A 26004-nucleotide genomic window follows, 5' to 3' on the forward strand; every position below is an offset into this window, starting at 1 on the left:
AGGTGAACCATCATCCTTTGCCAACGGGGGCGAATAGTAGTTCGTCTAGGCGGCAGGCCGCTCGCCTGATGTTGCTCATGATGCCACCCTTCGAATCGGTGCTGGCCAGGGCGACGCAGCGCGACAGCAGGTCGAGCAGCGTCGCTGGCTCGAAGCCTTCCGGAGATACCAAGCCGCAAATCGCCATTGCGACGTTGTTCGCATCCTTGCTGTTCGCAGGTTCGGGCAGCAAGCCGAGTTCGATCTCCTGCAGCATTGTGGCGGGCGTTCCGACCGGCTTCTTGAACGCCGCCTTGGTTCCCATGGCGCGGCTCGCGAACATCTCCCGACGCTTCGCGGACCCACCCAACCCGCCGATGAAGGCGGCGAGATCTGCGCGATCCAGCTGCGACTCCTGCGCGAAATAGAAGATCGGCAACCACTCGGCGTGCGATGCCTCCACCGCGAAACGAATATACTCGACTGGCCGGAACAGCGTCTCTCGGTTGAGAAAGTTCGTCAGAAGATTGACGTCGGTCACCACGCCGCGGCTTCCGATACGTTCTTCGCCCGCCGCCCGAACCTCTCCGATCAGGCGGAGCGCCGGCGCGCCCACCACCTCGTTGAACTCGCCTTCGCGGATGAAGCTCAACTGGTCGAGCAGCGACTTGTCGATCGTGATCGGCCGCTTGCCGTCATCAAGAACCCCCTCCTCCAAATCGGCCAGCAGCACGCGATCGGGACCGCGCTGCAGCAGCTTCTCAACCATCGGAAGGATCTGCTGGCGGGCAATTGCGTCCCGCTCGTCCAGCATCGTGCGCAGATCGCCATATTTGATCCGGGAAGACTGCCCTGGATAGCGAAAGAAGATATCACCTTCGCGGATGTCCCCCTCTTGCCGGGTGGCGATCACGGGCCGGCTTGGGTGCTGTTCGACGTGCAGGACGCCTACGGTCTTCCCGCCCAGTTCGATCGTCGCCGTTCCGACACGAGGGGTGGGATCGAGCTTCGCCTTGATGTGCGAGGTGAGATCAGCCGGATCGAGATTCGCAAAATCGGAGCCGGTCAGGCCGATGACGGCGAAGCTCTTGTCAAGGCCATCGGCGCAGGCGGCGTCCTTGTCGTGCACCCCGAAGAGGATATAGCCGCCGCGATTGTTCGCCAACGCCGCCACCGCACGAAGCCAGACATGCGCGTTGCGCAGCCGAAAGCTGGCCTTGCATTCATGCGCGTCGGTTTCGCCAGGCCGAAAACGCCAAGTGCCGTCCGCATCCTGCTGGAACATCGCCAGCAGTGTCTCCCGGTCGAGCGGCCCCCACGGCGCGGGCGCAACCTGAACACCTGGTGCCGGCGGGACGACAAGGGAAGCCTGCCCGAAACCGGCGAGAAAGGCATCCAGTGTTGCGTCGTCCGCCATCGGTATGAGTGCGGAGTCGCTGTAGGTGCCGTCACCGATATTGGTGATCCTGCCTGAGTTGACCGGCCGATCCGGGCGATTGAAATAGAATTGAATGGCCGCGTTCCGCATGCCGCGGTGGAGCATCGCCTTGATAAGGGCGATCTCCTCATCGGTAATGCTACGCTTCCCCATCGATGACCGCCCCCGCCGAAAGATCTTCCGTCGTCGTGAAGCGGCTCATCAAGCCTAGAACAGGCGGTTCAGCAAGTGCGGTTCGCTGTTCTTCAAGCGATCGAGCATGTTGTTGACGTAGAACATGTCCGGGCTGGCGATCGCCGGCAGAACGACGACGTTATAATCGGGCAGATCCTTGTCGAGTGTGAAGACCACCAGGCCGACACCGTGGATGCTGCACAGCGATTTCAGGCGGCTCATATCGTCGCTGCTCGTGGTGCGCGGCACGACGATGTAGCTTTTATGCGAGAACAGGCGATAGGCAACTGCTTGACCGAAGGCAACGACCGGCTGGGCGGGCGTCGCCTTGATCTCGGCGGTGACGATCTGCGGTTCGAACTTAAAGATGTCCTGCGCGCGCGGCTTCAGCACGCCGATCACATCGGGCGTGCCCCATTTACCGCCCAGGCTGCTGCCGCCCAGCGCTCCCGCTACGGTGACCTCGTCATTCTCCTCCAGCCATTCGGCGAAGCTGGCGTAGAAGTCCTGTTCGGAAACCGATGCAGTGCCGCGATCGGGGGTGTCGATCGCCACGGGGGTGGCGGCGACGGCCTCGTCCTGCGCCACAGCGTCGGCGGCCTCGGCCTCGGCATATTTGGCGAGCTGGTAGGTGCCGCGCGCGATCTTGACGATGCCGTCGCCGCTCTGGAACAGCGCATGCGTCGCCCCGCGCAGAGTGTTCCACGGCGTCTCTGGGTGCGTCGCAGCGATCAGCTTGAGCACCTCGGCCCAGCGCAGCCCGCCGGGGTGCTGATCGAGTATTTGGCGGACCTCGCCATGAATTTGCTTGCTGCTGAGTTTTGCCAATGCTGTTCCCCAGTTCAGACGGTGCGCGCGCTGTCGCCGAATGCCTTATGAAGCATCGAGGGCAAAAGGCCCGCAAGTTCGGTCGCGGCCGCGGCTTGGGCCAGCCGGGCCGATCGAGCCTTGGCCTGAAGGCCGTCAAACCAGTGCTGCGCATCGAGTGACGGGATCGGCACCTCAATCTTCGGCAACAGCTTATTTGAGAGCGTCTTGTTCCGAACCATTGTTCCCGGCGAGGCAGCAAGTATTTTCCTATAACCTTCTTCAGTCTTGAAGAAATAATAAATAAAGTGAGGGAGGCAAATCGATTGATCAACCTCGCACGTCAACATTCTATGATTCCCCACTGCGCCCGCATGCTCACTGCCGGCCAAAGCGACTGCCCTTTCCCATGCCATGAGGTTGCTGAAGACAAGATCATTCTCTTCAATTCTGAACAGCTTCTGCCACGAAAATTCTTCGCCTGTCATCGTCCTGCGAAGGAAGATGCCCCGGTAGAAGCTCCGAACGCCAATTTCGCCATACTCAGCCTGGCTATCTATGGCTACAGAACGGCGGACCAGCGGGGCTACCTCGGCCATGGGACGAGGTGGTGCATCGGCGATGATACGGGCGAACGCGGCAGCCAGCATCGCGTCGATTTCAGCATCGACACAGGTCGCCGTGCGCGACCGCGCGTCGATTGCGGTCGCTGCCGCGTCCAGCCTTTCCACGATCCGGCGCTGTTCCGGGATCGAAGGAAGAGGGACTCTATAGCTCAGGACGTTTGCAGGTCGGATCGCCGCGTAGTTCGTCGAGCCGACCGCACGGACCTGATTGAAAAATTGGTTCGATCTTGAGTACCAGCCAAGAAATTCTCGGTCTAGACGATCCTCATCAACCTCAAAAAGGAAATAGTGGCTACTGACGACCGCACCCTCCAAAGCAGCCGGAACCAGCCCATAGCCACCCGCCTTGGCGTCAATCTCCGCAACAATAAAGTCACCAGATCTGCAAACCTGCTGCTTCTTCGTTTTGATCTCGCTACCAGGGACAGCGTCGCGAAGCACGACCCCACGGGCTCCGGTCTGAACCCGACAACGCTTGTACATCGCCTCGTTATCAATCGTGATGAAGGACTTACGCTGTCGCGCGACCTCCCCCAGAGCCACTATCGGCCAGGTCATGCCGCGCCCCGCTCCGCCACCAGGCCGCGCAGATCTTCGAGGATCGCCAACACCTCGGCTTCCTTTTCCAGCGCCGCCGCCACGATCTGGGCAGGCGTTCGGTGGTCCTCGACCGCCTTGGTGTTAGGGTTCTTCTGGTCAAGATTGACGGCTCGCACCGCGCCGGCCTCGTCGCGCTCGATCAGCGCCGGGGCGCTGACCTTCCAGGCGCGAGGGTCTTCGCCGCGCACGTCCCACCAGGCGGCGAGATCGGCGAGGTCGGCCGATTGGAGCGGCGCGGTCTTGCTGTATTTCTTGCGACCCTCCGGCGCGGGCTGTTCCCAAAACCAGATATCGCTAGTCGGCCCGGTGGTGTCGAAGAACAGCAGGTTCGAGGCGATGTCGGTATAGGGAGCGAACACGCCCTCAGGCAGGCGCACCACGGTGTGCAGATTGAACTGTTCGAGCAGATCGGCCTTGATCCGCGCAGCGACACCGTCACCGAACAGCACGCCATGCGGCACGACCACCGCCGCCCGGCCTTTGCACTTGCGCTTCAGTCGCCGCATGATGAGCTGGAGGAACAGCAACGCGGTTTCCGAGGTACGGCGATCGGCGGGGAAGTTGCCGAGAATGCCCGCCTCTTCCTCGCCGCCAAAGGGCGGGTTGGAGAGGATCACGTCCACGCGCTCGCGCTCGCCAATGTCGGTCAGGCGGAAACGCAGCGCGTTACCCGCGTCGATGTCCGGTGCCTCCAGCCCGTGGAGCAGCAGGTTCATCTGCGCGAGCAAATAGGGCAGCGGCTTGGCTTCGCCGCCGAGCAGCGAACCGGCCTGCAACTGGCGGCGCTTCTCCACGCTGTTCGCCTGGGCGGCCATATGGGCATAGGATTCGGTGAGGAAGCCGCCGGTGCCGCAGGCGGGATCGAGCACGGTTTCGCCGATCTTCGGGTCGATCCGCTCGACCATGAAGCGCACGACGGCGCGGGGCGTGTAGAATTCGCCGCTATCGCCGGCCACGTCGCGCATTTCACGCAGCAGCGTTTCGTACAGGCGGCCGAGCGTGTGCATCTCTTCCGAGCTGTCGAAATGGATGCCGTGGATCAGATTGATCACGTCGCGCAGCAGATAGCCGCTTTCCATGCGGTTCTGCACACCGCGGAAGACGGTCGCGATCACGTCGCGCCGATCACGTCCGCCATTGGTGCCGCGCAGGGACCGCAGATAAGCGAACAGGCCCGGTCCGGTGGAGCCATCGGGTCGGGTCGCTTCCTCGGCGGTGATGAAGTTGAGCAGGTCCGGGCCGGTAATGCCCTCCTTGTCCGCTGCCCAGTCGCGCCAGCGATACGGTGCGTCGATGGCCGCATGGAACGGCTGGCCCGCCAATTCGGCTTCATCGGCGTGGACGCGCTCCAGATCGTCGAGAAACTTCAGGAACATCACCCAGGTGAGCACCGGCAGCCGATCGAGGTCGCCGTTCAACCCCTTGTCCTTGCGCATGATCTTGCGCGCGGATTTCACGATGGTGTCGAGGCGTTGGGCGGTGGTCTGCGGGGTCGTGGTACGCGGCGCGCGGGCCATCAGGCGGGGTCTTCCCAAGGATTGAGGAGCGGAACGCCGGTCGCAAGGAAATCGGCGGTGTTACGGGTGACGACGGTGAGGCCGTGGACAAGGGCGGTGGCAGCGATCATCGCGTCGCGCTCGGGACGCGGATCTGGCACGTGCAGCGCGGCGCAACGGCGCGCGACGGGAATATCGACCGGCAGGATGCGGTCGGCAAAATCGGCCATTACGCGATCGTCCATCCACGCGCGCAACTTGGCGGCTTGGGCGGGATCGCGGCGATTCAGAAGCAGGATGCCGCGTTCAATCTCGAACACCGTGATCGTGGAGAGAAAGAAATCGGCCAGGTTGATCCGCGCGGCCCAGGCGAGGACATTTGGATTCCCCTGGTTCGGACGGCGCAGCGCAGAGATCGCGTTGGTATCGAGCAGGAACATCAGTCGAATTCGGCCGGACGCGATACGAAATCCATCTTGGGCGGATCGAAGTCGAAATCGCCGCCGTTCCAATCGGCCAGCGCATCGGCCAGCGTTCGGCCTTTGCCGGTCAGCCGCTGATATTCCTCAATCGACAGCAGGACATGTGCGGGACGACCGCGATCGGTAATGAAAACGGGGCCGTTCAGGGCCGCTTTCTTGGCGCGGGCGGCGTCCTGATTGAACTCTCGGCTGGTAACGCTGGTGATGCCCATGACGCCCTCCTAGCGCTTGACGATATGTTGCTACATTGGCAGCGAAGCAGCGAAAGTCAAGCCGCGTAAAGTGCCTGATGGAGCGCGTCCACCGCCTGCCGCATCGCCTGCGGGCCGCCAAATCGGCGCGCGATCTCGCTGGGATTGCCGAAATCGGAGACCGGCTGCACCTTCAGCGCCTGCGGCAGCACCAGTTCCTCGGCACCGCCGCCGGCATAGCGATCGAGCAGCGCGTCGAGGATCGCGCGGGCATCGTCGCCATATTTGCTGAAGAGATCAGTGTCGCGCACCCTGCGTGCCCGCTCGGCCCGAGTGGTAAGCGGTGCGTTCCAGGCAAGGTGGCAGATCAGGTCGAACGGATCGTCTTCCGGGCGCCCCGCTTCCTGTGCGAGCGCGTGGAGATCAATGCCGCGTTCGGCCAGGGCATCGATGACGGCGCCGCGCTTGTCCGGCATCGCCCATTCCGCACGGAATGCGGCCGGGGTGGCGAACAGGGTGCGGACCTTTTCGCCAGTCCAGTCGGTGAGCTTGCGGCAGGTCAGGCGTTTGCCGTCCGCGTCAAGGTCGTAGACCATGTGCGCGACGACTTCGACCTCGCCGCCGTCGACATAGAATTTGCGGGGAAGGCCGTCGTCTTCGTCGTCCGGCGGCACATCGGTGGGACCGCTCGGTTGTTGATCGGGTGCCGCATTATCCGGCGCCTCGTCTTCGACGGTTTCCGTCGTGACGGTCTCGCCGGTTTCGTCGATTTCAGTCGTGGTTTCGGCGCTCGGCTCCCCGTCGAAAGACGGGTCGGCGAACTTCTCGGTGGCGGTGCCGGTATAGTCGAGGATCGAGAACCACAGCTTGCCGTAATCCTCCCGCATCCGGGTGCCGCGGCCGATGATCTGCTTAAACTCGGCCATCGAGCCGACGACCCGCGCCAGGACGACGTTTTTGCAGGTCGGCGCATCTACGCCGGTGGTGAGCAATTGCGAGGTCGTCAGGATGACCGGCGTTTCCGCCTCGACGTCCTGAAAGCGGCCGAGCATCGCTTTGCCGATGTCGCCTTCGTCGGCGGTGACACGGGCGACATAATCGGGGTGACGCGCGACCATGTCCGCGTTCAGCCGCACCAGGGCGGCACGCATCTCGCTGGCATGATCCTGATCGACGCAGAAGACGATCGTCTTCGCGTAGCGATCGGTGTTCCTCAGGAAATCGGTGAGGTGCCGGGCGATGGCTTCGGTGCGCGCACGGAGCGCAACGGTGCGCTCGAAATCGCGGGTCTGATATTCCTCGTCCGGCACCGCGCGGCCGAACCGGTCCAACTCGCCCGCGCTGGGTCGCCAGCCAACGGCGTCGAGATCGGTTACGATCCGGTGCACGCGGTATGGGGCCAGGAAGCCGTCGGCGATGCCCTGCGCCAGGCTGTAGGTATAGAGCGCGTCGCCGAAATAGCGGTAGGTGTCGCGGCTCTCTTCGCGCAGCGGCGTCGCCGTCATGCCGAGCTGATAGGCTGGTTCGAACCATTCGAGGATCTCGCGCCAGCTGCTGTCGGATCGGGCGCTGCCGCGGTGGCATTCGTCGATGACGATCAGGTCGAAGAAGTCGCGGGCGAACTCGTGGTAGAGGCCGGGGCGCCGCTCGTCTGCGGCGATGGCTTGGTAGGTGGAAAAATAGATGTCGCGGCCATGACTGACCGCGCCTGCGCCGAGCTTCCACCGGGCATCGCCGAACGGGATGAAGGTCTTGTCCTTGGGATCGTCGACCAGAATGTTGCGATCGGCGAGAAACAGGATCTTCGGCCGCCGGTGGTCCCCGCGCTTGTTCCAGCTGGCGGACCAAAGCCGCCAGCAGATCTGGAACGCAACGGCGGTCTTTCCGGCGCCAGTGCACAGGTTGAGCAGGAGGCGTCGCTGGCCACCATGGATCGCCTCCAGCGAGCGGTTGACCGAAATCTCCTGATAGTAACGCAGCGGTCGCTCGGCATCCGGGAAGCCGGGCTCGAGCACACGGTCGGCTACGGGTTCAGGAAGGTCCAGCCGCTCCCGGAGCCGCTGCCACAGTTCGTCCGGCGATGGGAAGTCGGCGCGCACCGCTTCGGTGCCCGCGACCATGTCGATCTCGATGATCTCATGCCCGTTGCTGGCATAGGCGAAGCGCAATCCCAGCACTTCGGCATAGTCCCGCGCCTGTTGAACCCCATCCTGCGCCGATCGATACCCAGCCTTGGCCTCGATGACCGCGATCGGATAATCTGGACGATAGCGCAGGATGTAGTCGGCGCGTTTCTTCTGTCCGCGGCGCGGGGTTCCGCCGACGAACATCACCCGCCCATCGGTGAAGGTGCGCTGCTCCTGAATCGCGCAAGGCGCATCCTCCCATCCGGCTGCTTGCAACCGAGGAACGATCAACTTCCGGCAGGTATCGGCTTCTGTAATCATCGCTTGGAAGTTCTTTTGGCGCGAACGCAGAGCGCAGGCAACCTCGCGCGGAAGCGGCGGACTGTGAATCGGCTTCTCTGCCACGAGTAGCAATATGGCAGGCGATCAGCGAACGTCGTCTACATGGTAGAAGATGGGATTGTGCATCCACTCGTTGACGGCGGATTCCCGCCAGCCGGCGCAGCGGGTGGCGATGCGCACCTGCTTGGGGAAGGTCCCCTTCTGGATCTTCCGGTAGAGCGTCGCGCGAGACAGGCTGGTCCTGCGGAGCACCTCCTTGAGGCGAAGGAAGCGGTCAGGTTGCTGTTGGATCATGGTTCAGTCTCCTGTGTCTTGCGGGGTCCTTTTGTGCTTGTCGGAGACAGAGTTGGGGTGACGATCGCCGTCGTCAATGGCATGAAAATTGGCTGTTTTACGGGAGTTTGTCCCTAGACGTTCCCATTCGTCCGCTACCGTTCCAAAAGTGCGGGAAAATTACTTTGAGGGCGGATGACGTGGCGCCTCAGGCTGTTCCAGCCTGACCGCGCTCTACTTCCGCGTGCCGCTCCAGCCGAGCCGCCTTGCGGCGTCTCGGCGGCTTCGCCGTGACGATCGCATGACGCTGACCGGTCCGCGTCGCTGACCGGTCGGCATGGGCGCCATGCCTCTGGCGGTCGCCGCGCCGGTGGCGCGGCGGCGCGGTGCCTTCGGCGTCATGGTGGCAGGGGGCGTCACGGCCCTGTAGCCCCGCCTCGGCGCGGCGCAACCCGGCAGCCTTGCTGCCGGGTCATCCACGTTCGTTCCTGCCCTTCGGGTGCGCCCCGCCTTCGTCCGGCGGGGCTGTCGGTCCGCTCCTGCCGCCCCTCGCCACCCCGGCGCCGGTCGATGGCGGTTTTAGGAAGGAGCAAGGAGATGCAGAGCAACGAACGTCAGAGCCTCTACGGCGAGGTGACCGCCCGGATCATCGCGGAGCTGGAGCAAGGCCGGTTGCCGTGGGTACAGCCCTGGGATGCGGCGCGGTGCCCCTGTACCATGCCGAGGAACGCCGTATCGGCCCGAGCCTATTCGGGGATCAATGTGCTGATCCTGTGGGCGGCGGCGATCGATGGCGGCTATGCTGGCCAGCGCTGGCTGACCTACCGGCAGGCCGAAGCGGCGGGCGGGCACGTTCGGCGCGGCGAAAAGGGCACGGTGGTCTGCTATGCGGACCGCTTCACCCCGAAGGACGAGGCCGAGAAGGCCCAAGGCGAAGACCGGGAGGCGCGGACCATTGCCTTTCTGAAGCGCTTCACCGTGTTCAATGTCGACCAGTGCGACGGCCTGCCCGAGGCGATGACCAGCATTCCGGTTCTGCCCGATCCCGTTTTGGCGATTGCCGAGGCGGATCGGGTGATTGCAGCCAGCGGCGCGGATTTCCGGATCGGCGGGAGCGAGGCCTATTATTCGCCATTGCAGGACGTCGTGCAGGTGCCGCCGCAGGCCGCCTTCCATGATCCAGTGAACTGGTACCGGACGGCGCTGCACGAGCTTGGCCATTTCACCGGCCATCGGAGCCGCTTGGACCGCGACCAGTCCGGTGCCTTCGGATCGGCGTCGTACGCAAAAGAGGAACTCGTCGCGGAAATGTCGGCCGCGTTCACCTGCGCGTCTCTCGGCATTGTGCCCAGCGTCCGGCACAGCGACTATATCGGGTCGTGGCTCGCGGTGCTGCGCGGTGACGAGAAGGCGATCTTCCGGGCTGCCAGTGCGGCGAGCAAGGCGGCGGACTTCCTCCTTTCCGGTGGGGAGGCACGGTCATGACCGGGCGGCTTCCACCCCATGTCTTCCGACGCCGGGGCTTTCGTGCCCTTCGTCGGATGACCGAGCGGCAGCGCGCGATCTTCTGGGCGATGCGGTTCGAGGAGATCGACTATCCGACGCTTGGGCGACGCCACGGCATCAGCGCGGAGGAAGTGGAGGCGGAATTTGCTGCCGCCCTCACCCTTTTCATGCGGATCATCGATACGCCGGAACCGTGGTGGCGCCGGCTTTGGCCTTGGTGATCGCCGGCATTCGAACAGACCGCTTGCCGCCGGGTGGCTTGCCATCGGGCGGCAAGCCCGACAGGGTAGCTTCCGCCATGCGCAGCAATCTCGATCATCTTCCGCCTGCCAAGCAGCGCGAGCTGGAGCGCGTGGTGCAGATCGTCTTCGAGGAATTCGATGACGCCTTCGCCCTCGCCAGCCACGAGTGGAAGAAGAAGGGCCGCATCCTCAAGGTCATCCTGTACGGCAGCTACGCGCGCGGCAACTGGATCGACGAGCCGCATACCGCCAAAGGCTACAAGTCCGATTATGACCTGCTGATCATCGTCAACGACAAGCGCCTGACCGACCGCATCAAATATTGGGCGAATGTCGATGATCGGCTGATGCGCGAATTTGGCATCACCGGCAGCATCAAGACCCCCGTCAATTTCATCGTTCACAGCCTGCAGGAGGTGAACGACGGGCTCGCCCATGGCCGCTATTTCTTCATGGACGTCGCCCGCGACGGCATCGCGCTCTACCAGAGCGACAAGAGCGAGCTGCACCAGCCCAAGCCGAAGTCGCCGCATGCGGCGCTCACCTTGGCGAAGGAGTATTACGACGAGTGGTTTCCCAGCGCGCTGGTCTATTTGGCAACTGCTCGCGATCTCGTCGCCCAAGGACGAACCAAAGAGCCGGCGTTCATCCTTCACCAGTCCGCCGAGCGCCTATATCACTGCGTCCTATTGGTGGTGACCTTCTACACGCCGCACGTTCACAATCTGGCCTTCCTGCGTACCCAAGCCGAACGACTTGACGCGCGCCTGACGCATGTCTGGCCCGGCGACAACCGCAAGCAGCGTGGCATGTTCGAGAAGCTCAAGGAAGCCTATGTGAAGGCGCGATATTCGAAGCATTACCGGATCAGCATCGAGGAGCTGACTTGGCTCGTAGAGCGGGTCGAGGAACTGGGCCGCGTCGTGCAAGAAATTTGCTCGGAGCGCATCGCCCAGCTGGAGGCGACCGCACGGAATGCAGGATGATGCGGGGCTAGCCATGAGCCTGACCTTCGGTGATGCCTTGGCGAAATGCGGCTTGGCGCGTTCCGATGTGCGCCTATTGCGTCACCAGGCCAAATCGCCTTCGGGCCGCACGCCCTATCTCCTCTGGCGCGATCAGCGGACCGCCTTTGACGAATATCAGTCCGTGCAGAGCGACGCGAACCGCGCGAAACTCGCGGCCCCGTTCTGGGCAAGCTTCGTGGTCCCGGCAAATGGTGGCACCCTGTTTTCCGGGCTCTACCTCGCCGAGCGGATCGGGCCAGCGGCGAGCGACTGGGTCGACCCGCTGTACGAGAGACCCGGTAGCGAACTGACGACAAGCCAACTCGATCGATATCGCGTGACGCCTTCGCCGTTGCTCGTCAGTTACGTCGGCAAGCTTTGGATCGAATGGGGCGCCGGCACTCGGAGTTGGATCCAGCGAGCCGACAACCAGGACAAGGCAATCGTTCAGCTCACACGGGAATTCCGCGAAGATGCATTCCCGGGATACGATCGGTTCATCGCAAACGTCTCGGACGTTGCCACGCTTCCGCTCGGCTGGGTCGAGGCGCTGCGGGCGGCACGCGGTGTCTATCTGCTGACATCGGCACGTACGAAAGAACAGTATGTTGGATCGGCTACCGGCGAAGGAGGATTCTACGCCCGTTGGCTCAACTATGCATCGGACGGGCATGGCGGCAACATCGGCCTGAAAAGCGCCGATCCAAGCGATTATCAGATCGCCATTCTCGAATGTGCCGGGTCGGCTGCGAGCTACGAACAGGTTCTTTTCCTCGAAAGCCTATGGAAGCGGAAGCTGCAAAGTCGCGAGATGGGCCTCAATCGGAACTGAAGGCGTAGCGCCAGCAACGGTCAGCGCGGGCCCACCTCATCTTCGCTGAACGCGCGGCGTCCCCGCCTGCGCCAGATGGCGACCAATTGCTCGCGGTCGGCGCCGTCCCTCGCGCGAAGTTTCGCCGCCGCTTCGATCAAGATCCCGAGGATTGCCGCACGGTCGTCGTCGGTCAGCTCGACCAGCCCCGCCTTAGCCACAAGCCCGCCCAGCTCAATCAGCTGCCGCGTGCGTTCGCGCCGTTTCACCTGCCATTTACGGCGACATGCCGCGCCTGCTTCGCCTGGAGTCGATTCCGCGCCTCAGTCACTCGCCGCAGCGCCGCCCGGCTCGCGGCCAGTGCGGCCGCCAGCGCCTTGCTGTTTACGCTGAAAGAAAGCGGCGCCCCGTTTGCGCCACGCCTCCCGCGTCGCTGCATCGATGCCTGCTGCATGGAGCAACGCGCCGGCCAGTTCCTCTACGCCCAGCGTATCCGCGCCGGTCGCCATCACCAGTTCGCCGAGCTGGTTCTGTTTGCGCGTTTTCAGTTGGCGCGCCTTGTCGGCGAGCGCTTTCAGGTCCACATCATAGTCTCGGGGCTTTCGCATCGTCCGGTCCTTCCCTTGTGTCGGTCGGACAGACCAGATATCGCTACAGCCAGAACACGCCAATAGCCTGAAACTTCGTGAGATCTCGCGGTCCAGAGAGCGATGAAATCGTTCGAGGGCGCGCTTATACGTCGTGCCGACGTGCACTTTTAGGCGTATCTGGTGCGTCGTCATGGCGATCTACCACTTCTCGGCCAAAGTCATGTCCCGCGCTGCCGGATCGAGCGCAGTGGCGGCTGCGGCCTATCGGTCGGCATCACGGCTGCACGATCAGCGGCTAGGCCGGGACCATGACTTCTCCAACAAGGCCGGCGTCGTGCACAGCGAAGTGCTGCTGCCCGAGAACGCGCCCGAGGCGTGGCGCGACCGCGAGCCGCTGTGGAACGCTGTCGAGGCCGCCGAGCTGCGCAAGGACGCGCAGCTGGCCCGCGAAATCGAGTTCGCCCTTCCACGCGAGATGCAGCAGGCCGATGGTATTGGACTAGCTCGGTCGTTCGTCCAGCGCGAATTCGTCGATCGCGGCATGGTCGCCGATCTCAATGTCCATTGGGATATCGGCGCCGATGGACTGGTGAAGCCCCATGCGCATGTGATGCTGGGACTTCGCGGTGTCAGCGAAAATGGGTTCGGCGCGAAGGTCCGCGACTGGAACCGGACCGAGCTGCTGACCCACTGGCGCGGAGCCTGGGCGGAGCACGTCAATCAGCGCCTCGCCGAACTCGATATCGACGCGCGGGTCGATCACCGCAGCCTGGAAGCGCAGGGCATCGATCTGGAGCCCCAGCACAAGATCGGCCCCGCCGCGTCGCGCATGGTGACGCAGGGGCGTTTCAGCGAGCGGCTCGAAGAACATCACGCCATCGCCCTCACCAATGGCGAGAAGATCCTTGGCAATCCCAGCATCGCGCTCGACGCGATCACCCACAACCAGGCAACCTTCACCACCCGCGATCTGGCGATGTTCGTGCACCGGCATAGCGAGGGGAAGGACCAGTTCGACCAGGTGATGGCGGCGGTGCGAGCATCGCCCGAGCTGGTGAACCTGGGCAAGGACGGGCGCGGCGACGATCGCTTTACCTCACGCGCGATGCTGGAAACCGAACAGCGGCTCCAACACGCCACTGCGACGCTCGATGCGCGCCGTCACCATGCGGTTGCCGAGCGCCATCTGGAACGCGCGCTCGGCGTCGCCGAACAGCGCGGGCTTCGCCTCTCGCCCGAACAGCGTGGCGCGCTGGAGCAGGTGACCGCCGCGAGGGGCATCAGCAGCGTCATCGGCTATGCCGGCACCGGCAAGAGCGCGATGCTCGGCGTCGCACGTGAGGCGTGGGAAAAGGCGGGCTATTTTATTCACGGCGCGGCGTTGTCCGGCATCGCCGCGGAGAATCTGGAAAGCGGCTCGGGCATCGCGTCGCGCACCATCGCCAGTCTGGAGCATCAATGGGGCCAGGGTCGCGAGTTGCTGACCGACAAATCCGTCCTCGTCATCGACGAGGCCGGGATGATCGGCACGCGGCAGATGGAGCGCATTATCCGCGAAGCAGAGAAGCGCGGCGCGAAGGTCGTGCTGGTCGGCGATCCGCAACAGCTCCAGGCGATCGAAGCGGGTGCTGCGTTCCGCTCGATTGCCGAGCGGCATGGCGCTGTGGAAATCACCACCATCCGCCGCCAGTCCGAAGACTGGCAGCGCGATGCAACACGACAGCTCGCGACCGGCCGCACCGCCGAAGCGCTGGCCGCCTATACGGAGGCTGGCCATGTCCATGCCGCCGAGACGCGCGAAGCTGCTCGTGAGGTGCTGATCGAACGCTGGGACAACGACCGGCAGGCTGCCCCGGAGACCAGCCGCATCATCCTCATCCACACCAATGACGAAGTGCGCGAGTTGAACACGGCAGCGCGTGACCGGATGCGGGCGGCGCAGATGCTGGGCAGCGACGTTGATCTCGTCGTCGAACGGGGACGCCGATCGTTTGCGGCGGGCGACCGCATCATGTTCCTCAAGAATGAGCGCAGCCTGGAGGTGAAGAACGGCACGCTGGGCACGATCGAACAGGTCAGCGGAATCGCGATGCGCGTGCGCACCGATGACGGGCGAAGTGTCGCCTTCGACCTCAAGGATTATGCCCATGTCGATCACGGCTATGCCGCGACCATCCACAAGGCGCAGGGTATGACCGTCGACCGTGTCCATGTGCTCGCAACGCCGGGGCTGGACCGTCACGCTGCCTATGTCGCGCTGTCGCGTCATCGGGAGCGTGTCGATCTGCATTATGGCCGGGATGATTTCGCCGATGCCGGGCGGCTGGCCCGCACGCTGGCGCGCGAACGCGGGAAGGACATGGCGTCGGACTATACCCGCGCGCCCGACGTGCAGCCGGCGCTATCGCCAGCGCCGACCCCGCCCCGTCGCGGGATGTTCGACGGGCTGAAGCTCAGCAGCGCGCCAATCCGCATGCCGACCCGGCCCAGTCCGCTCGAACAGGCGGTGCAGCGATTTGGCCGGGCGGCGCAGGACATCGTCGGCATGAAGCGTCAGGGCTTCGAGCCCCTGCCCCACCAGCGCGAAGCCTTTGGCAGCGCCCGCAAGGAGATCGAGGCACTTCGCCCCGGCGGCGGCGAAGACATGCGCGTCGCGATGAACAAGGACCCTGCCCTTATCAGCGAAGCCGCGAATGGCCGCACCTGTCGCGCTATCCAGGCGATGATCGCCGAGGGCGAAATCCGCATCGATGCCGCCAACCGCGCCGACCGCTTCGTCGCCGATTGGCAGAACAAGGCGCAGCAGCTGAAAACTCTGGAGCGGAGCGGCGATTACGATGCCGCGCGGTCCACCAGGGATGCCATGACCACGATGGCCAAAGCGCTCCACCGCGACCCCCAGCTCGAGTCGCTGCTGCGCAATCGCGCACTGGAGCTGGGTTTGAAGTCTCAGGGTGGCGCGTCGATGTCTCACGACCTCCACGAATGGCTCGGCCGCTCGCGCGGCCTCAACATTGGGATGTAGGCTCGCGCGCATGAACGATATTTCCCGCCAATATGGCATCGCCGATGATCCCACCCAGGCCTTCGAAAGCCTGCGGCAGGAGATTTCGCTCCTCCACACAGCCATCCAGGGACTGACCGCCGCGCGCGAGAAAATACCGGATTACAGCCCGACGCTGGGCGCCATCAGTCGGCAGCTCGCCGCAGTGACCGAAGGCATCGCCCGCATCGAGCAGGCACCGGCCGTGAAACTTACCCCATCCATGATGGTCCAGCAGCTGGCGAAGGCGGCGGCCGATGCGAGGGCGGATGATAAGCGTCAGATGGATGACGCGCGTGCCGACCTACATAAAGTGATCGGACGGATGGATGGGCTAGTCGTTCGGGCGCGGTCGACCGATCTCCAGCGTAAGCGCGAGCTACGGATGATGCTCGGCGCATTCCTCTTCGGGATTCTGCTTTGGTCTTTCTTGCCAGGGGTGGTGGCGCGGTCTCTTCCCGGCAGCTGGCATGTACCGCAGTGGATGGCGGCGCGGACGCTGGGGACGGAACACGCCACTCGCGATAATCGCGTCGCCGACAATGACCACATACCTGAGAAAAATTGACTGCCTCTGGGACCAAACACCTAGCCACCCTCGCTTGCGACCGGCTCTGCCCGACACGTTGAAGCCGAAACGAAAGCTTCCCGCTCTGTTGGGGACCAGGCAGGCGATCGTGCACCATGGACCGAAGCCGTTAGCCATGCCCCACTCCGCGAGACCTTAAGAAAACCACCCTTTAACGCTACCTGGCGAAATTGGTGCGGCTTAAACGGACGCTCTGCCTGCATGGTTGGCAAATCCAAGTGTTTGGCGCATTAGGGTGATTAAGAAAGGTTCTCCTATATGCGATCAACATTACCCTTGTTCAGTGAAACTGTAACCAAATCTAGTTTTAGGAGCAGGATAAAATTTTACAGGCGAAGCCTTCTTTTGAGCTCGAACTTGATCGGGGCCAGCCAATTATTGAAAGGCGAGTTTGACATGCTCAAGCCAGACGTGTCATTTGGAACGTCGGCCGCGATTGCAGCCCGTTACAGGTTTGCTAAACCAGAAGAATTGAGGAAGGTACTATATCAATTCTGCATCGACCTTGACATAGATGAACCAATTTCCATCGCCCTAATGGAAGAAAACAAAGTATTCCACAGCAATCTTGTGAAGTTCCTTGAAAATCGCAAAGAATACTTCGCTCCCAGCCCAGCACGGGATTCCCTAGGTCAATCGGCAGCCAACTTTATGGCGGCGCAGAGTTTCTCACTACTGTTTGACATCGATAACTTTGAAGCAGGAGGCGCTATCTCGGTTCCCCTGGTGCACAAGGTCATGCAGCTTGGCGCTCACGGCCTCTACCAGCTCGGATGCGCGCAGTTCGAGTCACTGGCGCAGGTCGCCGTTGATATCGCTGAGTGGATTTGCCACAGCCGATACGGCAAGGTGGTTCTTATTGAGGCTCCACTTGGGAATACGGTGCCCGTTGCCGTCCTTGCAAGTGTACTTCGTACAAAGGGGGTCATTGTCGATGTCGTAGAATGGGGATGCCCGCGCAATGATCGCGCTCTTCTTGGGAATACAGTAGCGATTTCGGCTAAAGACCTAGCGACAATCGATTTGATCAAAGAAGCCTCGTTCGTCGTTTACATCGACGATGCTATCACAGGAAGTCGCTTCAGCAAAATGGCTGAAGCCCTTCGCAGGGAAATCGGCGCGTCAAGATTTGGAGCGATTGCCCTGCGCGTCCGCATGAACGCTAGCGCCGTGCGCGAGACTAGACATGTCCGAGATCTTACTAAGATAAAGCGATGGGCCAATGAAATCGGCATGCCATTCGGTGTAGAAGTTCTTCCTGACATGCCTCTATTTAACATAGACAGTCACTTGCCAGCTTTGCTTAGCACTCCTTTGGCATGGGGAGACGCCGGGCACGCCGCAGGAAAAAAGAAGATCAATCTCCTATTTTATATGATCGATCGATTCGAAGCCATTAGCAAAGAACTTGGTCGAGCTGGGCATAGCGAAGCGAGAGACTTCCTGCACAAACATATTTGGAGTGAGGATGTAAATGGTGCACAATGGATGGTTTTACCCCATGTGGCTGAAGAAATGCATCGCAGAATAATTAATTCACTTCCGTCCGATTTCTTTGCTAAAATTCGAGACTCGGCGAAGCGTAATTTCCCTGATGATTACCTGGGCAGGGCAGTTACCATTGCTGAGCTAAGGACACGATCTGACTGGCTAGCATTTTGTATCCGCGATGCTGCTCTTGAATACATTGGCTCTGAAGACGCCAATTTTTTAAATCGTGCCGTCAACAATCTCAGCCAAGCCGGCTATACGGCAGGGTTAGACGCGCCGCCTAGAGACCATGATTATGGCCTCTACACTGTTCCGTTAAGTTCCGGTGAAGATATTCTCCATCGCGAGCTGGTACGGCTAACCGTGGCGCATGCCTCGACGCTTTCTGCACGACTACGCCATAAAGATAATCCATAATAAGGGATGATATAAACCGACCTTCCGGGCGCAGCACCGGAGCGGCGTATATTGGTCGACTGCTGCCGGAAGTGGGAGGACGTGCATTGGGACGAAGCCGTCGTTCGTGAGGGTGGCCGTGAAGGTCGGGTTTCGGTTAAACCTAAGGTTTGCGACCACCCGACGGTTGGCTGAGAACGACCGACGCTGGGCAGGTTGCGGACTGTCACGTTTTGGGCAATCGTTTTGCGAAAGCTGCCATAATCTCTGCTGCTCCAATACTCGCGCGGAGGCGTCCCACGAAGCAACGCCTATGGTCTCGATGGCGCGGCGTAATGGTAGATCGAGCGCATTGTGGGATATCTAGGACACTCCGGCGCCGCCAGCAACGGGCAAGGTTCCCGCGAACTGGACGACAAATTGGTTGAACCATGCCGCTGCCATTGATGAGTAAGGCGCATCATCAGCTTTGGCAGCCTTTATCTCCGCAAGAGTGCGGTCGCGCAGCAGGCGCAGCCGTGTCGCGACGCCCGCCGCCGGTGTTCCTGCGAGCTTGACCGCGACCGCAGGCTCTTCGAGCTCTTGGATCGATGCGGCAAGATCAATCACCATGTCACCGAGGTATTCGAGACGACGCAGTAACCGGGTTCGATCCTCGACGAGCTTCTGGCGATTAAGACCGTAGACTTGAATAGACACGGCTCCGCGTTCGGCCTGGGCTTGCGGCCCCGTTGGCAAAATCAGCCCGGCGGGATGATTGGGGTCGAAGCTGTAGGCGAGGCTAGCCGCTGGATCGTCAATGCACGGATTGAGCAAGAGCGCATGTTCGCCGCTGAAATCGGTCGCATCGTAAATCGCCCGTGCGCCGGTTCCTGCAAGCGGGAAGCTATCCTTCTTACCGGCCTGTCTGCTGATCGGCTTCGAGGTACGGGCAAGTTCTTCCAGGTTGGTCGAGACCACGAAGACCTGCTGCCCGCGTTTCCGATTACAATCGATGCAACTGGGGAGGAGATTTGCCCAGTCCATCGCTAACCACCAATAACCGCCATGCGCGGCGTCTTCAGCAACGGCGCCCTTGGGACGATAGTGTTCGATGTCCACTGGCGCCGTCGCCGCATAGGATGTTTCGCAATAGGCGCATTTGCCGTGAAACAGGAGCTCCAGCGCAAGGCGGACATCGGCGCGCTTGTACGCCTTATATTCGAACGCCTTCTTGGGGGACGGTTCGTTGCGATGCGCGATCGCATCCGCGAGTTCTTTCGGTCCGGCTGCACCCGGCAGCATCGATTTGGGAGTATCGACCGTGTCGCGTTCAACCTTGCGCATTGTTAAATAGTCTCCAGGGCGCGCAGGATGTCGGCCTTGGCTTCGGCACGCAGTTTCGCCAAGGTCTTGCTGCTCGCGTCGCGGCGGTTCTTTAGATAATCCGCCACTGCGCTTTGAACGAGTTGGTGGATTTCACTCGAGCCGACCGGTAGTGCGCTGGCGATATCTTCCTCGAATTTCTTCAACACAGCTGCGTCGCTGCCGCTCAAAGCGTTGGCACGCTTGTCGCGGATCAGCTCGGCGATATGCGCGAGCCGACGGTCGGAATCGGCATCATCACTCGACAGCAGTTGAAAGAAGTCAGAGGTTAGCAACTGCTCGATACGCAGGGTAGCGACCTCGGGCAGGTCCGGGATTTGTTCGACCAGGATCGGCAGGTTGCTCGCCTGATCGCTGTCGGACGCAGCAACGCGCTGAAGCACGCAAACCTCGCCTTCTCCCATTCCACGCAAGCAGAGCGGATCATGGGTCGTGACGATGAATGTCATGCCTGGCAATGCGCTGCGCAAGCTGGTCATCACCTGCACTTTCCAGCGCGGATGGAGGTGCGCCTCAATCTCGTCGATCAGCACAATGCCCTGCGCGGTCTCGAAGCTCTCGAACTTTTCATAGACCTGCGGATCTAGAAGCCCGCGCATGATGTCACACACCATCGCCAGCATCGAGCGGTAGCCCGACGAGACCGACTGCAGCGGCGCCCTGTTGAACCTCACTTCGCCATCCGGATCGGTAATCGACGTGACCATGCGCAGCTGGCTGCCGACCTTCTGAATCACATCGAACTTGCCCTCGATCGAAAGCAGATCATGGAGAGTGCGGATCACCAGATTGAATGTGTCGGCAGGCAGGCTCTTCAGCCATGGTTCGGGATTGGAGAGCGTGCTACCGTCGAACAGATTGCGGATATGCTTGTGCGGCGCCGCACGACGCGTCTGCGTCAGATAGCGCCGAAACGCACCATAGGCGAATACCGGCACTTGCTGATTTCCGAATTCACTGCGGACAATGGGCGAGCCCTGATCGATCATTAGTCTAACTGACTGATCGTTGACCAGCGTGACCCTCACCTCAGCGCGCTTTGGACTGTCGCGTCGTTCCCCGCCCATTTGCGATGCATCGAGCACCAGGCTCGACCATGGAATATCAAGCGCGGTACGCGCTGGCCCGCTCGCGAGCGCGAGCGCGATCCCTTCTAGGATCGAGCTTTTGCCGGTGGCGTTCTCGCCGAGAATGACGAGCGATGGCGCATTTGGTCCCGGTGCCTCAGGGTTCGGCTGCCGGGGTGCCGTGAACTTCAGGTGAAGCTTCTCAATTGCCTTGAAGTTAGTCAGTTCGACTTCTGAGATCGGCGTGCGCAGCGAGTAAATCGACGCAAGTCTCCAGCGACCGGAGCGCAGGCCTTCGTCCTCTCGAGCCATGGCGGCGAGGGCATTTTGCACAACATCGGTTGCGTCGTCGGTGGCGCTGAGCCGTATGAAGAAAGCGCGGATAAATTTGCGAGACGTGCGCCAGCGCACCCCCCTCGACCCGCCGACCCAACGCGCGATCCGGCGCAGCATCAGGAACCAACTGCCGCCGAATTCCATCGCATTGAAATCGAACAAAGCCTGCCAGTCCTCGGCATCGGCGTTTGGCGCCTCTTCGGCGACCAGGGTCAGCAGCCGATCGATCCGCTCCGCGTAGATCTGGTAGCGCTGACCTCTGCGCTCTTCGCGGTTGAGGTCATAGACCGCCGTGGTGATCTCACCACGGCGGGATTCGCCTACGATCTCGCCGTTGAGCTTAGGAATGAGATGCCGCTCAAACCCCCAGTCTTGCACGGGATCGAGGAGGAGCGGTTCTTCCTTGGGCGGAAACGATGGCCACAATCCGTCGCCGCGCTCGAGATAGTTGTTGATCTGGCGTTTTTGCGGGAGCTGTGTGCGCTCACCTGCAATCGGAAACTGCGTTTCCAACGGCAGACAGCCTCGGCAGATCGGATAAAGGTTCTGCCATGCATCGGACAGCCATAAGTAATAGAGATGCGCGATGTTCTTGTTGTCGGACAGCGGTAGCGCATTGCCGGACGGGCGAAAGCGGTGTGCGATCAGATCGTCTCGGGCCTCGCAGAACGCGCATTTCGCCGCCGACATGTCAGCCAGCGCGTCAACGAGTTCACTGTCATCACTCCGCAGGCCGGGCGGAGGAACCGGTGACTGGGCACGCTGCGAGGGCGGCAAAGCGAAGAACGCCCGCATGCGTTCGCGCCCCGCGATTGCAGCCTTTGAACGGAGAACGGTCGGGACGTTGTCAGGACGTTCAATCTGTTGCACCTGCCCCTCCCATTCAATCGTCACGCGAGCCTAAACGTCGCGCCAGCGCAGCCACATTATCTACACTCCATGCCGCAAGATCGCCGTCGGCGACCGCGTGCGAGTAGGCATAACCTGCCATCGTATCCCGGTAGCGCGGTACGGGGTGCGTCTCGGCAAGTTCACGGATCGCATCATAGGCCATCGGGCCGGGAATCTGGTCTAGCAGCTGGAACAGACGCTCGCGCGCATCCTGAGCGTCATCTCGAGCATTGGGTGAGTAGACTCCGGTGCCGGCGCGATGCAGGTCGTCCGCTACCGGGATTTCGCGGTGCATCAGCAGGTAAAGCTGCTTGAGATATGTCGGCGTCTTGAAAAGCCCGAAGCTATGCGTCGGACTGGTATCGCTCCGCCCCCCCAGCAGCGCATTCACGAACGCCATTGCGAACCGAAGGTTGTCGGCAAGCGTACCACCCGCGAGGAGGCGATCGAGCGACGCAACGGCCGCCCCCGGCTCGCTGTCGACCCATATTGCGTACCAAGTCGGCCGTTGGTCATCAGGTGTCGCGCTATCCGCCAATTTTTGACGGGCGAGCAAGGCGACATCGAAGGATGTAGCACCCTTTCCGCTCATGACGATAGTGCGCAGATAGCGCAGCGTGCCGAGGCTTGGTGCCTGACTTACCTTCAGCCAGTCGAACAGAGGCGCTGCCAAATCGGCATGGAGCCACGGCGCGTAATAGACGAGTTTGCTCAGCACATAGTGGAGCGCTTCGTTGGCAGGCGTGTTAGAAAGTTCCCACGCAATCTCTGTCCAGATGAATTCGAACCCAAGTTTGGGCCGAGACCGATAAAGCGTCTGAAACCAGCGTGGAAATCCGTTTAGCTCCCACATCGCATAGCGCAATGCGCGACGAACATGCGGGACGCTAAGGTTGGCCGCGGCGCCCTTGATCGACAGTTCGATATCGAGGCCCGCCATGGCGAAGATCAACGCATAGGGAATTTGATTGGTGTCGGCGCCTTCCGAGCGCAGTCCGGGCTTGTACCCACGCCAAAATGCGATCGCTGCGTCACGATAAGCTTCGGCGACGTCGCGACCAAACTCTGGAATCAGCGAAGTCCAGTTGGAGCCTTGCGCGCGACTTTCACGCAGCCCCTCGCCCTCCACCAAGCGCAGCAGATTATAGTGGATCCGCGCGAATTGCCCTTGTTTGATACCCGGGGGGTTGCGCACCCGACCGGAATCGGCGGTGAGTTCAGCAACGAACATCGCGCGATTGCGTTTCTCGCGGCGCTCTCGCTTTGCGCGCTCCCGCTGATGCCGGCGCTCCCAAGCCGCATGCTGCCGGCTCGATTCCGTCTCCGGCGGGGCGACTTTCGCTGCCAGCGCAGCCTCAAGCACTGGGTCGCCGCTGACTACGGCCTTCATCGCTGCCAGCCAAGTGTCAGGCCGACCGTTCTGCACGTAAGTCGTAAACGAGCGTGCCAGGGCAACCTGCCGGTCGTCGGGAAGTTCGCGCGAGGTCACCCAAGCGAGCGTGCGGTCGAAGCTGGGGCCATCGAAAAACCAGAAATGGCCGATAAAGTTGATCGGCCAGTCATCGGTAAGTTGACCGCCAGTCGCGCTCTTCGCCGCCCGATAGGCGGCGACGGTATGCCAGAAGAGCGCATCGTTTAGTGCGGTCCATGCCGGCACCAAAACATCGACGGTGGATTTGCGTTCCTGATAATCGTCTGCGCGCCAGAACCGCAGCGCCGGCACCGACGCAAGAATGAACAAAGCTGACTCGGACATCGCATATGCAGAGCGAAGCGTAATGAGCCGTTCGACGATGTGGAGCGCGGGGCTCATAAGCCACTGGAATTCTTCAGACACGTGACATTCGCCGCGCTCGACATATGGGGGTCGCTCGAACAACCTGCGAAAGCCGTCTGCCAGTTGTCCGATCACTCCGCCGGTCGCCTCTCCGCCATCCATCTGAGCGCGCTCGATGAAGTGGTTGATCGCGTGCGTGAGGCCTGTCGCTTCGAACTGCTCCCGGGCTTCCAGACGTTCGATTGATGCAAGCAACAGGTCGACCGACTCTCGATCGACTACGGCATATTCGGCGAACTCGGCTAGCAACCGGCGCGGCATCGCCCCCCTGTTCGCATTCACCGCAGCCCAGAGCGCATGAATTTGATCGGCGCTGCCAATCGTGGCAACTGCGCGAACCGATACAAGGCGCGCGTAAATACCACGCGTCGAGTCCGCCGCGACAGCAATCAGCGGGGGCAGGCAAGAAGCTAGTTCACCTTGCCAGACGAGCCGGCCGAGCACGAAGATCGCATCGTCGTTTTCGCGATACCTTTCTATCAGAGTCAGGACGAACCCTTCCAGGTCAGTCTGCGCAATGCGCGCGATGGCAGCATTGTCGAGGCCGTGCATCAGCGAGGCCGGGTCGACTACATGTTGCATGAGCGTCGCCAGCAGGGCTTCACGCGGCGCAAGCTCGAGGCTCGCGGCGTCGCCGCCCTCGATCGCGACTTCGGGATGCATTTTCAAAACACGCTCGCGGACGATGGCATCGAACAGGATCAGCCACGGTAACAACGGGCGGAGGCGCGGCGTGAGCGTGTCTACACCATAGGGCGCAGCGTAAATCAGTCTTTCGATCTCTGCACGCCCAACATCGTTGCTGAATTGCGTGCTGGCCCACTCGGCGGCTAACAGATCGCGGACTTCGCGGTGACGAAAACGCACCTCACCGAAAACCGGATCGCCGAACACACCGCTCCCCAGCAGCAGGCTGATCCTCGGTTTGTCCCACCGCGACAGCAAGGGTTCAGCGTCTATTGCTCCCTGGCCGCCTAGCCCTGGCAAACGGATGTTGGATTTGCCAGTCAGGCTAGTTGCGATCGCCAATAGTCGTGCGGCAGCAAGCGCCGCTTCGTGCTGCTGGTCACCTAAACTGGCATCCCTCAGCAGACGCCGTACGCTTCCGCGCAACACATCAAGACGATTGCCAAGAGCTCCATCGGTGGCCCACGCCTCAATCAGATCGCGCAAATCGAATGGCGAACGTGCCAGCGCGAGCAGATTGCGATGCTCCAACGCTGCCAAGAACGCATCAAGGTCGGGGATCCCAGCGGCCGCAGCAAACTGGCGGATATCGTCATCGCTAAGTGGTGCCAGGATATAGACCGACAATTCGCCTTTGGGCGCGTCGCCGCTGTCACTGTTCCCGTCTCCGCTGGTCTGAAGGGGATGGTCGTCGCCCTGATTGTCCTCTTCAGGCGCTTCTACACCGCGCTCAACGACATCGACCGCGCCAGCCACTCCGTCGAAACCGCCGTCGTCCTCGTCGTCGCTAGTACCGCCAAGCTTCTGCTCGACGAGCGGCTGGTGCGGCAGTATCTCGTTGACGAGAGCACGGTCCAGAGACGTTCGCCACGCATAGGGCCGACTGGTGATGTAGATGTGCGCCCGCTGGAGCGCGCCTGCCAGCCGGTTAGCGAACGCCCGTATCGCAGCTTCGAACGCGCGAGGCTCAGACAGGCGTAATTCGTCGACGGAATCGAGGAAGAACCATGCTTCGCCCGAGCCGGTCAACCAAGTCTCGAACGCGTCCGTCGAGCCGATCTCGAACGCTTCGCCGAATGCCGCATTGATATCCTCCAGCCTTAGGAAAAAGGCCAATTTTCCCAGGCTCAACTGCTGTATCGCCGCGCCGCGCAGCTCGTGCGTCTTGCCCGCGCCGGCGTCGGCCAAGATTATCACGCGGTACTCGCCGAGCAAATTAGCCCAACGCTTGCGCTCTCCCCGCGACAAGCCCGGCCACAGTTCCTCGATCGGCACATCCTCTGCTTGATAAGGTGATGGAACGGGCGTGAAATGTCGGGCGATGGGAACAGCGTCACTTATCATCTCGGCAACCGCCTTTTTGGGCAAGCGTAACCATTGACGTGGGCGCGCACCGCCGTGTTCAATCGGGCGTCGTTGCGCCTCTTCCTTTCACTCTGCACTGCTCTGTTTCCCCAACTCCGTCACAACCTAACATCTTCGCGCGTGGTGACCAGACAGGACGTCAAATTTCCACCAAATTGGGATATTCTAGTTAAGCTTCTGCGTCATCGATTGCGTACAAGCTATTGCGGGCTGCCGATTTTAGACTCTGGATCCACAGCGGATCCAC

At 61.7% G+C, this 26004-nt stretch carries 20 protein-coding genes; 7 read left to right on the forward strand and 13 right to left on the reverse strand.

Annotated features, from left to right (window positions below):
* Positions 1-10: 10 nt before the first annotated feature.
* From QZ670_RS03995 to QZ670_RS04030, 8 genes are all read right to left on the reverse strand, one after another.
* Entirely contained in the window at positions 11-1570 is a 1560-nt protein-coding gene (locus QZ670_RS03995) for an ATP-binding protein (protein WP_294252502.1), read from the reverse strand.
* A gap of 54 nt (positions 1571-1624) precedes the next feature.
* Positions 1625-2419 (reverse strand): hypothetical protein, encoded by a 795-nt coding sequence (locus QZ670_RS04000; protein ID WP_294252503.1) that lies wholly within the window; start codon positions 2417-2419, stop codon positions 1625-1627.
* A 14-nt stretch (positions 2420-2433) separates the two neighbouring features.
* The gene (locus QZ670_RS04005) at positions 2434-3582 is read right to left on the reverse strand and encodes a restriction endonuclease subunit S (protein ID WP_294252504.1); all 1149 of its coding nucleotides are present in this window, start codon (positions 3580-3582) and stop codon (positions 2434-2436) included.
* On the reverse strand, positions 3579-5141 hold the full coding sequence (locus tag QZ670_RS04010; protein ID WP_294252505.1) for a class I SAM-dependent DNA methyltransferase: 1563 nt from the start codon (positions 5139-5141) through the stop codon (positions 3579-3581). The genes QZ670_RS04005 and QZ670_RS04010 overlap by 4 nt, the downstream gene beginning before the upstream one ends.
* Positions 5141-5560 carry a type II toxin-antitoxin system VapC family toxin gene (locus QZ670_RS04015; RefSeq protein ID WP_294252506.1) on the reverse strand — a complete coding sequence of 140 codons (420 nt, stop codon included), beginning with the start codon at positions 5558-5560 and terminating at the stop codon, positions 5141-5143. Before QZ670_RS04015 ends, QZ670_RS04010 begins: the two co-directional genes overlap by 1 nt.
* Positions 5560-5814, reverse strand: coding sequence for a type II toxin-antitoxin system Phd/YefM family antitoxin (locus tag QZ670_RS04020; protein WP_116469585.1), 255 nt, complete (start codon positions 5812-5814; stop codon positions 5560-5562). Before QZ670_RS04020 ends, QZ670_RS04015 begins: the two co-directional genes overlap by 1 nt.
* Before the next feature lie 56 nt (positions 5815-5870).
* Complete coding sequence (gene hsdR / locus QZ670_RS04025) at positions 5871-8240, reverse strand: EcoAI/FtnUII family type I restriction enzme subunit R (protein ID WP_365894602.1); 2370 nt, start codon at positions 8238-8240, stop codon at positions 5871-5873.
* Between the two features lie 105 nt (positions 8241-8345).
* Entirely contained in the window at positions 8346-8555 is a 210-nt protein-coding gene (locus QZ670_RS04030; RefSeq protein ID WP_294252508.1) for an AlpA family transcriptional regulator, read from the reverse strand.
* A gap of 576 nt (positions 8556-9131) precedes the next feature.
* On the opposite strand from QZ670_RS04030, the gene QZ670_RS04035 reads away from it, so the two are divergent.
* The 4 genes from QZ670_RS04035 (at position 9132) to QZ670_RS04050 (ending at position 12121) form a co-directional block, all read left to right on the forward strand.
* On the forward strand, positions 9132-10019 hold the full coding sequence (locus QZ670_RS04035; protein WP_294252509.1) for a zincin-like metallopeptidase domain-containing protein: 888 nt from the start codon (positions 9132-9134) through the stop codon (positions 10017-10019).
* 56 nt (positions 10020-10075) lie between these two features.
* The gene (locus QZ670_RS04040; protein WP_294252510.1) at positions 10076-10261 is read left to right on the forward strand and encodes an RNA polymerase subunit sigma; all 186 of its coding nucleotides are present in this window, start codon (positions 10076-10078) and stop codon (positions 10259-10261) included.
* Positions 10262-10338: 77 nt separating this feature from the next.
* On the forward strand, positions 10339-11268 hold the full coding sequence (locus QZ670_RS04045; protein WP_294252767.1) for a HEPN domain-containing protein: 930 nt from the start codon (positions 10339-10341) through the stop codon (positions 11266-11268).
* 13 nt (positions 11269-11281) lie between these two features.
* The gene (locus QZ670_RS04050) at positions 11282-12121 is read left to right on the forward strand and encodes a GIY-YIG nuclease family protein (RefSeq protein ID WP_294252511.1); all 840 of its coding nucleotides are present in this window, start codon (positions 11282-11284) and stop codon (positions 12119-12121) included.
* A gap of 20 nt (positions 12122-12141) precedes the next feature.
* On the opposite strand, the gene QZ670_RS04055 is transcribed toward QZ670_RS04050, so the two are convergent.
* Positions 12142-12369, reverse strand: a complete 228-nt coding sequence (locus QZ670_RS04055; RefSeq protein WP_294252512.1) for a conjugal transfer protein TraD — start codon at positions 12367-12369, stop codon at positions 12142-12144.
* A 54-nt stretch (positions 12370-12423) separates the two neighbouring features.
* Positions 12424-12708, reverse strand: a complete 285-nt coding sequence (locus QZ670_RS04060) for a conjugal transfer protein TraD (RefSeq protein WP_294252513.1) — start codon at positions 12706-12708, stop codon at positions 12424-12426.
* 172 nt (positions 12709-12880) lie between these two features.
* Between QZ670_RS04060 and traA the strand changes: the two genes are divergently transcribed.
* The 3 genes from traA to QZ670_RS04075 all read left to right on the forward strand — a co-directional run bounded on the left by traA (position 12881) and on the right by QZ670_RS04075 (position 18230).
* A complete protein-coding gene (gene traA / locus QZ670_RS04065) occupies positions 12881-15715 on the forward strand; it encodes a Ti-type conjugative transfer relaxase TraA (RefSeq protein WP_294252514.1) in 2835 nt (944 codons plus the stop codon).
* 10 nt (positions 15716-15725) lie between these two features.
* Entirely contained in the window at positions 15726-16301 is a 576-nt protein-coding gene (locus tag QZ670_RS04070) for a DUF6118 family protein (protein ID WP_294252515.1), read from the forward strand.
* Positions 16302-16718: 417 nt separating this feature from the next.
* Complete coding sequence (locus QZ670_RS04075; RefSeq protein ID WP_294252516.1) at positions 16719-18230, forward strand: hypothetical protein; 1512 nt, start codon at positions 16719-16721, stop codon at positions 18228-18230.
* Between the two features lie 342 nt (positions 18231-18572).
* Here the strand turns inward: QZ670_RS04075 and QZ670_RS04080 are convergent, their stop codons facing one another.
* Genes QZ670_RS04080 through QZ670_RS04090 form a run of 3 tightly spaced genes read right to left on the reverse strand, consistent with a single transcriptional unit; the run spans position 18573 to position 25760 of the window.
* Positions 18573-19535, reverse strand: a complete 963-nt coding sequence (locus tag QZ670_RS04080) for a hypothetical protein (RefSeq protein WP_294252517.1) — start codon at positions 19533-19535, stop codon at positions 18573-18575.
* Positions 19536-19537: 2 nt separating this feature from the next.
* Positions 19538-21871: an AAA family ATPase gene (locus QZ670_RS04085; protein ID WP_294252518.1), complete on the reverse strand. Its 2334-nt coding sequence runs from the start codon at positions 21869-21871 to the stop codon at positions 19538-19540.
* A complete protein-coding gene (locus QZ670_RS04090; RefSeq protein WP_294252519.1) occupies positions 21861-25760 on the reverse strand; it encodes a hypothetical protein in 3900 nt (1299 codons plus the stop codon). The genes QZ670_RS04085 and QZ670_RS04090 overlap by 11 nt, the downstream gene beginning before the upstream one ends.
* Positions 25761-26004: the final 244 nt, after the last annotated feature.

The organism is uncultured Sphingomonas sp., assembly GCF_913774285.1.
GTDB lineage: Bacteria > Pseudomonadota > Alphaproteobacteria > Sphingomonadales > Sphingomonadaceae > Sphingomonas.